Raw genomic sequence first — 16,336 nt, 5'->3', positions numbered from 1 at the left:
ATTAAAGATAGGTTTGTCTGTTTTATTTATGGCAATATTAACCTATCATAAAATATCAAACCTAAATATAGAGGAATAAACAATTGAGTCGTAGTTATCTTTTTACGTCCGAGTCCGTTACAGAGGGGCATCCGGACAAAATCTGTGACCAAATTTCCGACACTATCTTAGATGCTTTATTAGCTCAAGATACATCTAGTCGAGTTGCGGCTGAAGTAGTTGTTAATACTGGTTTAGTTTTAATTACTGGGGAAATTACCTCCCAAGCCAATGTTAACTACGTGGACTTAGCTCGTAAAAAAATTGCTGAAATTGGCTATACCGATGCTAGTAACGGTTTTTCTGCCAACAGTTGTGCCGTTTTAGTGGCTTTAGATGAACAATCTGCCGATATTGCCCAAGGAGTCAATCAGGCACAGGAAAAACGGGAATCTCTCAGTGAAGATGAATTAGACAGTATTGGTGCTGGAGATCAGGGTATTATGTTTGGTTATGCTTGTAACGAAACTCCTGAATTGATGCCCATGCCTATTAGTTTAGCTCATCGCTTATCAAGACGTTTAGCAACGGTAAGAAAATCTGGAGAATTACCTTATTTGGGTCCTGACGGTAAAACTCAAGTTACCATTGCCTATGAAAATGATCAACCTGTGGGTATTGACACCATTCTCATTTCTACTCAACACAGTGAAACTATCGGTAATATTACCGACAATGATAAAATTCAGGCTACTTTAAAAGAAGCTATCCAAGAAGTGGTAATTAATCCTGTATTTTCGGATTTAAACCTAAAGCCTTCTGATAAAACTCGTTTCTTACTTAATCCTACTGGAAAATTCGTGATTGGTGGTCCTCAAGGGGATTCTGGTTTAACGGGTCGTAAGATTATTATTGATACCTATGGTGGTTATTCTCGCCATGGAGGTGGTGCTTTTTCTGGAAAAGATCCTACAAAAGTCGATCGCAGTGCCTCTTATGCCGCCCGTTATGTAGCAAAAAATATTGTTGCGGCTGGTTTAGCTAGTAAATGTGAAGTACAACTTAGCTATGCCATTGGAGTTGCTCAACCTGTTAGTATTTTAATTGAGACTTTTGGCACTTCTACTGTTTCTGAAGATAAATTATTACCTTTAGTTAAAGCTAACTTTGATTTACGCCCCGCAGGTATTATTCAAATGTTTGATTTAAGAAACTTACCTGCCCAAAGAAATGGTCGTTTTTACCAAGATGTTGCCGCTTATGGGCATTTTGGCAGAATTGATTTAGATTTACCATGGGAACGTACAGATAAGGCGGCTATTCTTAGAGATAGTATCAGTCAAAATCTTGCATTCACCAACGGATAATTATTGAGTCATAGGTAAAAAAAGGTGTTAGGGTGAAAGGGGGCTTAGGGAGTTCGGAGTTAGTTAGGGGCGAATGGCCATTCGCCCGTACAGAAGTTATCAACATCAACTATTCACCTTTGCCCTTTGCCCTTTACCCTTGCACTTTGCTTATATGCTTTTGACAGACGAATTATTGCTTCACTATAGACGTTGTTCCCGTCGCGCTTTTCTTGATATTTATGGTGAAGAAGGTCAAAAGTCACCAGAGAAGGATTTTCTCTTTAAGTTAAAAGCAGAAAAAGAATTTCATCATCAACAAATTATTTCTCATTATGGTTTAAACCCTCATCAACCTCGAAATATGTTGAAGACACAAGAGGAAGAGGTAGATAAGGAAAAACTAATTGTATTAACAAAACAATTAATGAGTCAAGGGGTAGAAAGTATTTATAAAGGAGTTGTGGCTTGGAATCTTATCGATGGTGAGGCAGGAAAAATAACCCTAACCGCTACCCCCACAGTTTTAATTAAGCAAAATATTCCCTCTGAATTAGGAAACTGGAGTTATTATCCATTAAATATTCATTTAGGAAAAAATGTTAAACCTGAATATAAATTATTAATGGCTTTTACCATTGATATTCTTAATCAAATTCAGGGAATTAATCTTACTAGAGGAGAAATGGCTTTGCGGGATAATCGTAAGCCTCATAAAATCAACCTCAAAGTATGGTTTTCTCGTACTCAGGAATTAATTAATGAGTGTTTTCAGATGTTGGTAGGAGAAAATATACCTGATGTATATATATCTCGTCAGAAGTGCAGTTTTTGTCCTTGGTATGAAGGTTGTTATCAAAAAGCAAAATCAGATCAACATTTGTCTCTTATTCCTGGTATGACACCAAAAAGAATTGAATATTTAAAACAAATAGGGGTTAACAATATGACTACCCTTTCTCAAACTTCTATAGCCGATTTAACTTTTGTTTTCACCAAAGGTATTGCTGATAGGCTCTTACAACAGTCTATTTCTCTTATTTCTCATCAAGCAATTTTTAAACAACCGAATTTACTCCCAATACCTAATAGTGACATCGAGTTATATTTTGATATTGAAGCAGATGGTAATTTGCAAGGTAGTACACAAGGTAATAATTTGAGTAATAGTATGTGGTGCGATCGCACCTTAGATTATCTGTTAGGAATTTTATTAATTGACAAAAAAAATAACCAACAAAAATACTATAGCTTTTTAGCAAAAACCCCAGAAGAAGAAAAAATTATTTGGCATCAATTCTTAGAATTTATCAATCAATATCCCAATGCCCCGATTTTCCATTACTCAGAATATGAAGTTGAAACCATTAAAAGACTAGCCCATTTATATCAAACATCTTCTATTCAATTAAAAACATTATTATCTCGATTATTTGATTTACATAAAATACTCATTAATTCTTTTTATTTACCAGTAGAAAATTATTCTTTGAAAACCGTTGCTAATTGGTTGGGTTTTAGATGGCGTGACCCAAAAATAGGAAAATTATCTTCTAATGGTGGTAATGTAGGGGGGGATCAATGTGTGTTTTGGTATGATCAATGGTTAAAAACGGGCGATTCTACCTGGTTAGAGTACATTGTTATTTATAATGAAGATGACTGTCAAGGCACTTATGAACTAAAAAAATGGATGGAAAAATATAATAATTTTGAAGAAAAAAAACTACAGCAAAATATTAATAACTGTGAAGTTTTATCAAATTCTAATTCAAAGTATCCTATTTAACTATCATCGCCACGCAAAAATGTTAAGTTATAGTCACAGCAGGAAATAAACGCAAATTTTTACTCAAATCATAACCATAAATTTAATTTTTGTTGCCTTTGTGTTGCTTCTGTTTTTCTTATCAAGACTCGAGGTGATTGCCATGCTAATACCCATCTTCATGACACTTTTATTTATTACCACCATCGCTAGTATATTTATTTATCAACGCACGAATCAAGACATTCATCTTATTTTAGGCATTTTCACCGCTTCAGTATTTATTATTTGGGGACTTGCGATCGCACATTGGTCAATACATATGTTGGCATTATTAGCATTGTTATGTATTCGTATCCCTGTATTTACACCAAAAGCAGTAAAAATATATAACAAGTAATAATTATTTTAATTATTTAAACGATGAGTCTGTATAAAACGCATTAAAACTAAGGAATGAGTAGAGATTACATTTAGAGATTACATTTAGGGACAATACAATGTGTCACGGGTTTTTCTGCCAGTGGTGGGATTAACTCCTTTTGCCTTCTCACATAGCATCTCTTCTACATCAGGACGTAAAATAACATCAGTAAAATCAGCCCCTTCAATATTAGCCCCCTCAAATTTTGTGTTCGTGGCAAATGCACCTTCAAGCACTGCATTGCGAAGATTCGCACGGGTAAGCCTCGCTGAATCGAGAATAGAATTAGTCAAATTAGCCCCTTCTAAATTAATAGAATCCATATTCGCCCCGAAAAAGCTAACTCCTTGTAAATCAGACTGACTAAGATTGGCACTGCGTAAATTTGTTTTATTGAAAGTGGCATCTGTCAAATTTTGTCCAGAAAAGTCCACTTCTGCTAAATCCCGTTTTGTATAGTCTAAAGCCTCAGCAGACGGGCTAACGGAAAAAAAAGCAATTATCAAAGCTAAAACCAAACTAATTACCTGAGAAAAAACCATTACCTTATGATATAACTTACAATTCGTTTTGAATTTATCTAATCCCTATCATATCAAGAAAGTGTGAGCAATCCCGCTAAAAAAAATCCTTGCAACTAATTCAAGTCTTGTATAGATTCTATTTTAGAACACACGGATAGAAAAATAGTTGACTAAAAAACTTAACGTTGGTGAATTAAGCTATGATTTTGATTTTTAGTTTAGATAGAGAATAGGGAATGATAATAATATTTACAGCGTTAGACATTTTGGGCAACTTATATATACTTCATCTAACGATTAAGTCACCTCAAGAATATGAAGGCACTAATATGCAATATTCAAAGAAAAAGCCTTTGACGAGGATTGAACTCGTGACCTCACCCTTACCAAGGGTGTGCTCTACCACTGAGCTACAAAGGCAAATGGGCCGAGCTGGATTTGAACCAGCGTAGGCATAGCCAGCGGATTTACAGTCCGCCCCCATTAACCACTCGGGCATCGACCCTTTTGTTTTCACATTTACTAATTATAACTAAACATCAAAAAAAATGCCAACAAATTTGAAAAATAAATTAGTGAGACTATAAACAAGGTAAACCTGAGTTCTGGATAAATTTTCTTGGTTATGCTAAGAAAGAGGGCAAGGAGCAAAGATAATCAAAAATTAGTAATTAAAGCCTGAAACCTACTACCCGATACCTACCCTTATTCGATATTTTTAAATTGAACTGAGGTCAAAATCCATTCTAAAAGCGATAATTAAAGGGAATAGTATTATAATCAGGAATTTTTTGCATAACATTTATTCAATTCCTAATCTAATATTTTATTAGCTATTCCCTAGTTTTTTTAACGTAGTGCGATATTTTTTCTTTGATTATCCATAGTACTATCAATGTTAGCACTAGCTTGAGTCAAAGATGCTTCTAAAACTCTACTGCTAGTTACAGATTGATTAGCAACGTTAACTACAGGATTAGATAATATTCCGATGAGGGATGTGGCAATGGTTAAGACGATTAAACTAATTTGAATGGGACGCATTCCACTCATATTCCAACGCACGGATGGATAGTTTTTCACGACTTCTGACATTTCATGGGGTTCTTTAACAACCATCATTTTGACTACTCTAATGTAGTAGTAAATGGAGATAACACTGGTAACGAGGGCTACTAACACGAGGCTATAAAGTCCTGCTTGCCAACCCGCCCAAAAAATGTATATTTTACCGAAAAACCCTGCTAAGGGAGGAATTCCGCCTAAGGATAGTAAGCAAAGACTTAATCCTAAAGTTAGTAAGGGGTCTTTTTGATATAGTCCTGCATAATCACTAATTTTATCAGTTCCTGTTCTTAAAGAGAAAAGAATGACACAGGCAAAAGCACCGAGGTTCATGAATAGATAAATAAACAAGTAAAAGATTATGCTTGAGTAACCGGCTGTCGTACTAGCAACTAAACCAATCATGACAAATCCTGCTTGTCCGATGGAAGAGTAAGCTAACATACGTTTCATGCTTGTTTGGGCTAATGCCACTACGTTGCCTAACACCATACTTAAAATGGCTAAAGCCGTGAAAATGAAATGCCATTGTTGAGTTACTGGTTCAAATACTGTGACTAATAAGCGAATTGCGATCGCAAATCCTGCCGCTTTTGAACCCACAGATAAGAATGCAACTACTGGGGTGGGAGAACCTTCATAAACATCAGGAGTCCACTGGTGGAAAGGCACGGCGGAAATTTTAAACGCAATCCCCGCAATCATGAACACTAAGGCAATGGCTAAACCGAGAGATTCTAAGCCTTCTCCTGCTTGTAATACTGCACCGATTTCGTTAATGTTGGTCAATCCTCCAGACAAACCATATAGTAAGGAAGAACCATAAAGGAAAATGGCAGAACTTGCCGCACCAATTAGCAAATATTTCAAAGCGGCTTCATTAGAACGGGGATCTCGTTTCATGTATCCTGTCATTAAGTAGGAAGAAATACTAAGCATTTCTAAGGATACGAACACCATTACTAATTCAGAAGCTCCACATAAAAGCATTCCCCCTAAAGTAGCGGTAAGCATAATACCGATAAATTCAGCGAGAGATGTTCCTGTATTTTCAATATAGGCAATAGACATTAAAATAGTTATCGCCGTTGAAAGAGCTACAATTGCACGAAAAACAATACTCAAATTGTCGGCGGTGAAAGCACCTAAAAAAGAGGTTATTTCTGTGTTATTCCAACCGTAAAATAAGGCAACAACCGCACTAAATAAACCAATTACGGATAAGTATGCTAAGGCGTTAGCTGATTTACGTCCAAAAATTAAATCACCAATTAAGACTAATAATAAGGTTACAGTGACAATTCCTTCTGGCAGAATCGTGACTGCATTTAGTTGACTAGCTATTTGACTGGAAAAATCCATAGTTATTCTTGTTTAAAACTATCATTAGTAAATATTACCTGAAAATTAGAAACATTAATAACTAGAGGTTATTGAAAAACAATTTTTGTCGGTATCGCTAATTGTTTTCACGCATTTTTGCTCCTTGACTACTTGTGTAATAGTCTTTTTCACAAAATACTGTAAATTGTTTCTTTCTCATGATGACATAAAAAATCCCTCCAAGGAAAACAGGGAAAAATATTACACTGTCCTACTTGAGAGGTAATAGTTTTTATAAACAAAACTAATGATTTATTGTGATTTTTGTTCAATTTGTTTGTAACTTTTGATAATTTAAACAAAAGTTTTATAAAAAAACACCTTTGCCTAAAGAATAAAAACCTATAGACACTTTATTCATCAGGAAGTAAGCCACCGCCATCAGTGAAAGCATCAATGACAGAACCAAAGGTAATTACACCACCGCCAATAAGGTCTCCGTTACTAGCAATTAAAGCTAAACCATCAATTTCATTCTCTTGGGCAATATCTAAATCGCGATCGCCTCTGTCACCAGAAGATTCTATAAAGTTAATATCAATAGCATTAATTTCATCAATAGTAATAGGGCTACTAGAACCTAAAGCGGTAGCAGAACCGTTAAAAAATCCATCAACAGGATCAACTTCAAAAAAGGCAGAAGCCGCCGCATCTGTTTTACCAATACCGACAGCCGCCGCAACACCATTAACATTTTGGTTGCTATCTACTGTAAATGAAACAGCCGCCGCTAAACCGCCCTGACCTGCTTGTGCAGAATTCTGACTCATCAAAATAGGTAAACTTAATGCGGTCACTCCCGCAATAGCTACTGAGCTATACTTAAGTAAATTTTTTATCATTTTTTAGTGAAATTTTTGTAGATTATTCTAATCAAAATTATATAAGAAGATTACAAATGTTATGTAAAGTTTATGTAAAGTTTATGTAAAGTTTATGTAAAGTTTAAGGGTTACTTTTCGTATTAGGTTCACTCATCCTCCAAAACGAATTACTACCTGAAAAATATTATCTTTTTGAATTAAATCATCTCCTTGAGGAGTAGTACCAAAATCATAACGATATTGACTCCAATTAAAACTTAAGAATGGACTATTAGAGTTTTGTCCAAGGCGAAAATTAATTCCAGCACTAGCTTTGATACTCGATGAGTTTTCATCAATGGGAGCGAAATAGCCTGATAAGTTGACAAATGGACTAATATTAAAAATAGTTCCCAGAAAAAGTTGATTTTTCAAAGAATTAGGCAAAACACCACCAAAATTATTACCAATTTTAATAGAGAACCAATCCCAATTATATTGACCTTCTAAGATCAAAAAACTAGCTAAAGAAGGAAATATAGCCTCTGCAAAATTGCTCGCTTGAACTGGTCTGTCTATTGCATAATTAAACCGACCTACTAAAGTAAAATGCTGATTATCACTTAAGGGAAAATTCTTAGTTAGACTCCCCCATGTTTGACTGTAATATTCTCGATTAGGATTAATATAACCGATCGCACCTATATTCAAATCAAGATCATTAGAGAGATTTTGATTATAGTCAGCACCCAAGTAAGATCTAACATCATCACTAAAAATTGTACCCAGGTAATAGCGGAAAACCTTATCAGTATAAGTTAAATTTCCCGTAAAACTAATATGGGGAGCATAAATAGTGTCCTCATCAATAATAGTTTGATTAATCGCATTTACCTCTGTGGCAAAAAAACGGGCATAGGCTTGAACATAAAATCGACTTAAATCATCAGGGTTAATAATTTGGTTGCTAAAACTAACAATAGAATTGATATTACTAAAATCAGCTACACCCCCTTCTCCTCCAGCACTTTCAATTATTCTTTCTGAACCAAGAATTTCTAGGTAAGAACGATTATGGAGAGAAATTCGCACATCGGGAGAAAAACCAAACCAAATACTGTTATACATGGCAGAAGGTAACTGACTCAATTCTTCCACCTCTGATTTAGGGGTATCCGCTTCTCCTACTCCAATTTGATAGACGACAAAACTAGCAGGAGGTAAACGAGCATTATTACTGGCTAAAAATAGATTACGATTAGCACGAGGATCAACTGGTTTATCACTACCTTCTAATTTGGGGTCTATAGTTGGTAAAAGAAAACTCGCTCCCGATGATAGAGTATAAAGCCAAGGCTCTTCTCCTTCAGGAATAACAGGGATACCCCGAACGGTACGTCCTAAAACAGCTTTTTCATGATTAACTTTAATAATTTGTTCAATAGTAGAAAAAGAACCTGCAGGTAATACATCAATTTCTTCTTGCCGACGAATAGTTGTTTGACGACTGATAGAATTACCAAACACAGCTCCTGCATTAGGAATATATAAATCTATGCCGATTTCTTGTCCCTCTATACCTCTTTGGAAGCCGGGTTGACGAATAAAGTTTAAATTTTCTTGAGAAACTACTGTTCCAACTCGACTTGTTTGAGATATGTTTCTGGGCAACAGAGTTTCTGGATTGATATTATCTTCTTTGTCAATAACGACACCGGGGGTGAGAGTGCATTGATCTGTGGTATTTGAACCAAGATAAAATAAGTCACAATCCCCCGTCAAACTTAACTGTAGTTGAAAGCCCAATAAGGTTTGAGGTATTTTTGTTGTCGTGGTAATAGTTTTTTTACTTCTAATGGTTCTAACTTGAAGATAAGAGCCAGTGTGTTTACGCACAAAAATATTGTCATTACTCAAACTTTCTTCTACTTGAGAAGATAAAGTAAAAATGCTGTTAAAAGAAGGTTGATAATTTATGTTATCTCCGAAGGTACTACCGCCAAGAATTTGCCACTCTGTCAGATGACTTACTGCAACACCATTAAGAGAAAAAGAAGTAGTTTCTTGACTTACTTTATCCTTTGGTACAATCCTCGGAGGAATACGATAGTTTGGGTCAATGTATAATTGTTTTTGTCTAGTATCTGCGGAGTTCTGAAGATCTTGTTTTTCTTTTTGAGAAGATATTTCCGTTGTTGTTTGGCAATTTCCTTTCTCAGTGAAGGCAAAAACCACAGAAAATAGTATCAAGATATAAGTGGAAGATAATAATAATTTATAAATGGAGAATTTTTTTGTCATTCTCAGGGAAATAATTTAGTTTTTTTATACTCTCATTCATATTACTAGACTATTTGGAGAATAGTAAATGATTAATTTTTATGAGAAATTATAAATCACGCTCTTAAATTGACCAAACATGATTAGTCGTTTGTTTAGCTACCCAAAAGAAAAGAAGTGAATTAAGATAATGTGATTATGTGAAGTTTTTATAAAGAAGCATCTGAGGTAATATTAATGGGTTTATTTGAATTATTTTCTGAGTCCCAAGATATGGGTATTGATTTAGGTACAGCTAATACTTTAATTTATATGCCCGGGAAGGATATTGTGTTGGATGAACCATCCGTAATTGCTATTGATGAACAAACAAAAGAGGCGATCGCAGTAGGGAAAGAAGCTCAAAGAATGTTAGGACGCACTCCTAAAAATGTTCGCACCATTCGTCCCCTTAAAGATGGTGTCATTACTGATGTGAAAGAAACAGAAATGATGTTAAAGGAGTTCATCAAAAAAGTTAGAGGTAATAGTAACTTAACTCGTTCCCGTATTATCATCGGTGTTCCTAGTGGTATCACCAGTGTTGAGAGAAGAGCTATAGAGGAAGCAATGGAAACCTCCGGTGCGATCGATAATATAGAATTTATTGATGAACCCGTGGCGGCGGCAATTGGGGCTGGTTTACCCGTCGATGAGCCTGTAGGGAGTATGATCGTCGATATTGGTGGCGGTACAACAGATGTTGCGGTGTTAAGTTTACAAGGAATTGTTTTAAGTGACTCAGTCAGGATTGCGGGAGATGAAATAACCGAATCAATTAAGCGTCATTTGAAAAGAAATTACAATGTTATTGTGGGAGAACGCAGTGCAGAACAGCTAAAAACAGAAATAGGTTCAGCTTATCCGATGGATGATGAACCCCAAGGGATGGAAATTAGAGGTTTAAATGTAGTCTCAGGACTCCCTAAAACTGTCAATATAACCACCGTAGAAATCAGAGAATGTATTGCAGATACAGTTGGTTTAATTGTTGATGCTATTAAGAAAACTTTGGAACAAACACCCCCCGAATTGGCAGGGGATATTATTGACAGAGGCATTATGTTAGCAGGAGGGGGGGCATTACTTCGAGGTTTAGATAGTTTAATCGCAAATGAAACTGGCATTATTACTCATGTTGCTCCAAATCCTTTAAGATGTGTTGTTTACGGCACTGGTAAAGTTTTAGAAGAATATGAGCGTTTAAACAGAAGTAGCAGAAAAAAATAAGAGTGTTATCAATTCAAACTATGATTTTTGATCAAGTTGAGAAAAGGTAAGGAGCAAAGTTAAAGGGGCAATGAGCAAAGGTGAATAGTTAATAATTAACCTGAGTTCGGGATAAATTTTCATCTATGAATGATGGAGAAAAAAAGGCAAGAGGCAAGAGGCAAACCCCCCTTATATCCCCCCTCGAGAGGGGGGAGGGCAAAGGAAAAATTAAGAATTAGGAATTAGGAATTAAAAACCCCGAACACCTGTAGGGGCGAATAGCCATTCGCCCCTACTTCCCCCTCTCCCCTCATCTCCGTAAGGGTTGAATATATTTAACCCCTACCACCTGCAACCTGCAACCTGAAACCTGACACCTACCCTTATCCAATATTCTTAAACCGAACTGAGGTTAATTAATAACTCCGAGCCTCGAACTCATTTCCCTCTCATCCCCTCATCTCCTAAACACCCTGACACCTACCCCAATTAAATATTTTTGCCACTAAATTAAAGTTAATCAATCACAGTATCTTTAGAAGAAAAAATGCCGAAAACAGAAGTATAACCATGTAAAAAAGTATTACCTGCCACAGGGCCTATTTCTCCGTTACAAAAGAAACCCGCAATAGGAATATCTGTTACATAGTCAAGAAATAATTGAGAATCAAAATTTGGTTTGCCATATAATCCTTCTCCTCTACCTAAGCAAGAAAACATTAATGCACCAATGGTTTGATCTAAAGATTGTTTATTATTATAGTAAGTAGCCAGTAGAGTTTCTAAATCATCAGCAGAGGCTTTGGCATCTCTCAAATGAAATTTGATTCTTTGTCCTGTTCTAATTTTATCTCCAACTGCGATCGCACCATATTTGGGATCAACTCCAACCAAATTACGAATTAAAAAATCCCCAGCCCCCAACTCCAACTTAAACTCATCCCTTGCAATGCCCATAAATAAAGCATACTGAGCTAATTCTTGATCCTCTCCACTTAAACTATTAATTAATTCTCGCAGTAAATTTAACGGACTATCTATTTTTCCTTCTCTATCACTCATCTCTAAAATAACATTCCTTTGTCCCTTTGTTACCTGATAAGTTTCACCAATAGGACGACAACCTTGAGCAACAATAGATTCCACTTGAATATTCCCCGTCAATGCAATACCTACTGTGCCTTCTGTACGGAATAACTGATCAGAATTAGAGCCATCATAGTAGAATAAACCACTTCCAACCCCCATAGTACTGGTACTAGCTAAACCACCAATTTTTACCGCTCCGGGATAAGCAAAATCCAATCCTTCCAATAATTCATTAATTTTTGCTGAAAAAGGGTCAGATAAAAGAATAAAATTAGGCTCTTTTTGTATTTCTACTCCTATCATACTACACCAAGCCGAAGGAGGACTATCTAAATCTGGTAAATCATCAGGAATAATATGAAAAGGAGTAATTTCAACATCAGGCAAACTAGCAACAGTTAAACTTAAAGCAGGATTCCCTTCTATTTCTTGAGGTTGATAATCATTTTTCATGCCCACAATTCCCCCTCCCCCACAACCAATAACACAGGGCAAAGGTAATTTATCTAACAGTATCGGCATTAAACGGGGATAGTCACTAGCAAAAGCCGAGGAAATAAAAATTATACCTAAATCAGCATTACCATCAAGTTTACTCTTAATCTTATCTACTACCTCATCAATCGCCTTTTCTAAAGAAGGATTTATCGATAAAGCATTAATCCATTGCATTTTGTTTGCCATAATTCTTCTTTCCCCAACTAATACTTTTCCATTTATATTTACTATTAACAATTCATTATTCCGTATTCCTTATCAATTATCAAAACTCTCTAATTTTTATGAGTAATTATCTGCATTTATATTTACACGGTTTTGCATCTAGCCCCAATTCCACTAAAGCCCTTTATTTTCAGCAAAGGTATCAAGAAATCAATACTCCCCTCGCAATCATGGATTTTAATCAACCAGACTTTACTAATTTATCTCTTTCTCGGCAAATTAATCAGGTAACAAAAGTAATAACAGAGAAACAAGAATCTTGGGAAGGGCAAAAGATACATCCACAATTTATTTTAATTGGTTCCAGCTTTGGAGGTTTAACCGCCAGTTGGGTAGCCCACAACAACCCTGATAAAATTAAAGCCTTAATTCTTCTTGCACCAGCTTTTAACTTTGCCTTGCACTTAAAAAATTTACAAACACAAGAGGCTTTTATTCAATGGCAAAAAGACGGTTTCTTTTCTATCTACCATTATGGCTACAAGCAACAAATGTCTTTAAACTATAATTTTTGGACAGATTTACTATCCTATGACGAGTCGTTAATTAATCATTCTATCCCCACTCTGATTTTTCATGGTATCAACGATGAAACTATACCAATCCAATCTAGTCGAGATTATCTCAAAAAACATAATAACGCTACCTTAATCGAACTAAATAGCGATCACAGTTTGAATAATTGTCTGGATAACATTTGGCAAGAGTTACAATTATTTTGGAAAAGTCTTTAATTATTCTCAATAAACTTGATAATTACTATTAAATATATCTTGCTGTACTTGTACTATTTTTCATTTTCTATCCCGCTTATATTATCTTACTTGACGTTGAGCCATTGCTTCTTCAATCACTTTACAAGCGTATTCTGTACAACAGCCACAATGCTTAGTAACAGAGGTTTTTGCGGATAACTGATCTAATGAACAAATACCTCCTTCAACAGCTTTGTGAATATCTTTTTCTGTTACACCATTACAAATACAAACGTACATAAGAACTCCCAATAACTGATTTCTATTTTTATTTTAACTCTAGTTATTGCAAAATTTTATCATTATTATTTAAAAAAAACAACCCAGAAAAAAGTGAATAGTTAAGAATTAAGAATTAAAAACCTGAAGGGGTGACAATAATTCTAAAAATCTTATAGGTAGCATGTAGCAGGTGTTAGGTTTTGTATCCACTAATATTTATCATTATTTCTATTTACCCAATGGTTCAAATAATAGGCAAAACTATTGGATTATCAACATTTTGAGATAATATGTCTGGCTATTTATTTCGTAAATACAAAATACTGTTCATGTATTTGAAACCTGCAACCTGAAACCTGCAACCTGAAACCTGAAACCTAAAACCTAAAACCTACCCTCATTGCAGTTTCATTGTCTCTCCGTCAGATTAAAAACCCTAAACCCCGTTCACGACTGAAAAAAAGTGTAAGAGTTCAGCGAATTCTCCTAACTCCTAACTCGTCTTTCCTAACACCTTCACATCCTAACTTTCAACACCTGACTACCTCACCCAAGCATTACAAAAGGAAGTGCAGAATGTTGATTTTAATTGTATTGGGTAATCCATTAAAATTCGATGACAAATTATCAGTAAAATTACACAGACTATGCCCAAAATCGAAAAGGTTTGTTAACCTAGTGGTCAGGGATGATTAAGAAACAATCATAATTTACATATGTACCATAAAGAACATGAATGCTCTATGAGAGAAAAGTATCGTTTCTGGATGCTATTTTCTGTGAAATTCATTACAATATCTGAAGATTTTAATAATCGGACTTATTAAAAACTCCATGATGTTTATTTATTTTGATATAAAAGTTTTGGGAGAATAACAAGATAAAGAGATTCAGTTGTTAATGGAAAATAAGGAAAAGGAGATAAGGTTAGTCAGTAATGAGAACCCTCAACCCTTCCTACTTTCTGTTAGCCAGAATCAAACACTTTTATCTTTCGCTGATCTACAAGTATATCAGACTGTGGAATTTTCCAAAATAAAAAGAAAACAGTCGGCTAGACTTGCCTTGATTTATAAAGGTTAAGGTTATTAACTTCAGGTTGATTCCTGAATGTCTTTTCTCTAAGTAAAACATTCACTAACTATATTTTAGATGACACTAACAATTAATTTTTACTCTCTATTCGCTAATATCGGTGCAATGGTGAGGGTTTTGTTGGTGCTTATTTATGGTGAAGTTGTTTTGGAGGAAAGATAATTTGTTGTATTTATTTATTTTTTGATTATCTAATCTATCTTCTCAGTAAATTTTCAGAAGGAGTACGAGGAAAACGGCATGACCCAAGCACGAGAAATTTTAGCAACTATCTCACCCGTTAATGATTTAGAAGAAATGTTTGATTATAATTCTTCTGTTTCTGGCAGAGAAGGAGAATTAAGTGAGATGATTGTCGAGGCTGATTCCATTGGTGTGGCAGATGTTAGTAGTAAGAAATCCCGCAAGTTATCTGCTACTCCCCGTCGTCGAGGTCAATCGAAGAAAAAGCCCTTTACGGAAGATTCTATTCGTGTTTACCTGCAAGAAATAGGTCGTATCAGGTTATTACGAGCCGAGGAGGAAATTGAGTTAGCCCGACAAATTGCTGATTTATTGGATCTTGAGTATATACGTTCTACTTTGATTGAACATTTGGGGCGTGTGCCAACGGATGAAGAATGGGCGATCGCATCTGATATGCCGAATATGCGTCAATTTAATCGTCGCTTACATATTGGACGTAAGGCAAAGGATAAGATGGTACAATCCAATTTGCGTTTAGTGGTATCTATCGCTAAAAAGTACATGAATCGGGGTTTATCTTTTCAGGATTTGATTCAGGAAGGTTCACTCGGTTTAATTCGCGCCGCCGAAAAATTTGACCACGAAAAAGGTTATAAATTCTCCACTTACGCCACATGGTGGATACGACAAGCAATTACAAGAGCGATCGCAGATCAATCCCGAACTATTCGTCTTCCAGTGCATCTTTACGAAACAATTTCTCGCATCAAAAAAACCACAAAGATGTTATCTCAGAAAATGGGACGCAAACCCACAGAGGAAGAAATTGCCGAAGATATGGAAATGACCATTGAAAAGTTACGCTTCATTGCAAAATCGGCACAATTACCCATTTCTCTGGAAACTCCCATTGGTAAGGAAGAAGACTCCCGTTTAGGAGATTTTATCGAGGCAGATGGAGAAACCCCAGAAGATGAAGTATCTAAAAATTTATTGAGAGAAGATTTAGAAAATGTGTTAGACTCCCTTAGTCCTCGAGAAAGAGACGTTTTAAGACTACGCTACGGCTTAGATGATGGCAGAATGAAGACTTTAGAGGAGATAGGGCAAATCTTCAATGTTACCCGTGAAAGAATCAGACAAATTGAAGCTAAGGCTTTGCGTAAGTTACGTCATCCTAATCGGAATAGTATTTTAAAAGAATATATCCGATAGTTGCGGTTTTATAGAATAATATTTAGCCCTTACACTACATTTATAAACTGTAAGGGTTAAAGTATTTAACCTCAGTTCGGTTTAAGAATATCAGATAAGGGTTCGGAGTTCGGAGAGAATGCTCAAGCGCTCGTACACTCCTTTCAGTCGTGAACGGAGTTCAGAGTTTTTAATTCTTAATTTTTAATTTTTAATTCTTAATTATCAACTATTCACCCCAACACTATT

The 16,336-nt window shown here is 35.5% G+C and carries 12 protein-coding genes and 2 tRNA genes; 6 read left to right on the top strand and 8 right to left on the bottom strand.

From position 1 onward, the window contains the following. Positions 1–83: 83 nt before the first annotated feature. From metK to CYAN10605_RS18285, 3 genes are all read left to right on the top strand, one after another. Positions 84–1,346 carry a methionine adenosyltransferase gene (gene metK, locus CYAN10605_RS16860; protein WP_015221154.1) on the top strand — a complete coding sequence of 421 codons (1,263 nt, stop codon included), beginning with the start codon at positions 84–86 and terminating at the stop codon, positions 1,344–1,346. A gap of 73 nt (positions 1,347–1,419) precedes the next feature. Continuing rightward, entirely contained in the window at positions 1,420–3,114 is a 1,695-nt protein-coding gene (locus CYAN10605_RS16855; protein ID WP_241212782.1) for a TM0106 family RecB-like putative nuclease, read from the top strand. Between the two features lie 160 nt (positions 3,115–3,274). Next, positions 3,275–3,493, top strand: coding sequence for a hypothetical protein (locus CYAN10605_RS18285; protein WP_015221152.1), 219 nt, complete (start codon positions 3,275–3,277; stop codon positions 3,491–3,493). 86 nt (positions 3,494–3,579) lie between these two features. On the opposite strand, the gene CYAN10605_RS16850 is transcribed toward CYAN10605_RS18285, so the two are convergent. From CYAN10605_RS16850 to CYAN10605_RS16825, 6 genes are all read right to left on the bottom strand, one after another. Further along, positions 3,580–4,059, bottom strand: coding sequence for a pentapeptide repeat-containing protein (locus CYAN10605_RS16850; protein ID WP_015221151.1), 480 nt, complete (start codon positions 4,057–4,059; stop codon positions 3,580–3,582). A 330-nt stretch (positions 4,060–4,389) separates the two neighbouring features. After that, positions 4,390–4,461: transfer RNA gene (locus CYAN10605_RS16845), tRNA-Thr, on the bottom strand. Positions 4,462–4,464: 3 nt separating this feature from the next. Next, positions 4,465–4,546, bottom strand: a tRNA-Tyr gene (locus CYAN10605_RS16840). 344 nt (positions 4,547–4,890) lie between these two features. Beyond that, positions 4,891–6,468: an NAD(P)H-quinone oxidoreductase subunit N gene (locus tag CYAN10605_RS16835; RefSeq protein ID WP_015221150.1), complete on the bottom strand. Its 1,578-nt coding sequence runs from the start codon at positions 6,466–6,468 to the stop codon at positions 4,891–4,893. Between the two features lie 374 nt (positions 6,469–6,842). Then, positions 6,843–7,331, bottom strand: coding sequence for a hypothetical protein (locus CYAN10605_RS16830; protein ID WP_015221149.1), 489 nt, complete (start codon positions 7,329–7,331; stop codon positions 6,843–6,845). Positions 7,332–7,463: 132 nt separating this feature from the next. Beyond that, positions 7,464–9,593: a hypothetical protein gene (locus CYAN10605_RS16825; protein WP_015221148.1), complete on the bottom strand. Its 2,130-nt coding sequence runs from the start codon at positions 9,591–9,593 to the stop codon at positions 7,464–7,466. A gap of 216 nt (positions 9,594–9,809) precedes the next feature. On the opposite strand from CYAN10605_RS16825, the gene CYAN10605_RS16820 reads away from it, so the two are divergent. Beyond that, complete coding sequence (locus tag CYAN10605_RS16820; RefSeq protein ID WP_015221147.1) at positions 9,810–10,841, top strand: rod shape-determining protein; 1,032 nt, start codon at positions 9,810–9,812, stop codon at positions 10,839–10,841. Positions 10,842–11,339: 498 nt separating this feature from the next. Here CYAN10605_RS16820 and CYAN10605_RS16815 read toward each other — a convergent pair whose 3' ends face one another. Next, positions 11,340–12,596, bottom strand: coding sequence for an FIST signal transduction protein (locus tag CYAN10605_RS16815; protein WP_041922566.1), 1,257 nt, complete (start codon positions 12,594–12,596; stop codon positions 11,340–11,342). 98 nt (positions 12,597–12,694) lie between these two features. Between CYAN10605_RS16815 and CYAN10605_RS16810 the strand changes: the two genes are divergently transcribed. Further along, the gene (locus tag CYAN10605_RS16810; protein WP_015221145.1) at positions 12,695–13,369 is read left to right on the top strand and encodes a YqiA/YcfP family alpha/beta fold hydrolase; all 675 of its coding nucleotides are present in this window, start codon (positions 12,695–12,697) and stop codon (positions 13,367–13,369) included. An 81-nt stretch (positions 13,370–13,450) separates the two neighbouring features. On the opposite strand, the gene CYAN10605_RS16805 is transcribed toward CYAN10605_RS16810, so the two are convergent. Continuing rightward, the gene (locus CYAN10605_RS16805) at positions 13,451–13,630 is read right to left on the bottom strand and encodes a (2Fe-2S)-binding protein (protein WP_015221144.1); all 180 of its coding nucleotides are present in this window, start codon (positions 13,628–13,630) and stop codon (positions 13,451–13,453) included. A 1,317-nt stretch (positions 13,631–14,947) separates the two neighbouring features. Between CYAN10605_RS16805 and rpoD the strand changes: the two genes are divergently transcribed. Then, complete coding sequence (gene rpoD, locus CYAN10605_RS16795) at positions 14,948–16,108, top strand: RNA polymerase sigma factor RpoD (RefSeq protein WP_015221142.1); 1,161 nt, start codon at positions 14,948–14,950, stop codon at positions 16,106–16,108. The last annotated feature ends 228 nt before the right edge of the window (positions 16,109–16,336 follow it).

Source organism: Cyanobacterium aponinum PCC 10605, assembly GCF_000317675.1.
Lineage (GTDB): Bacteria > Cyanobacteriota > Cyanobacteriia > Cyanobacteriales > Cyanobacteriaceae > PCC-10605.
Note: the sequence above shows the minus strand (reverse complement) of the source record. Positions and strands in the feature narration are given on the sequence as shown.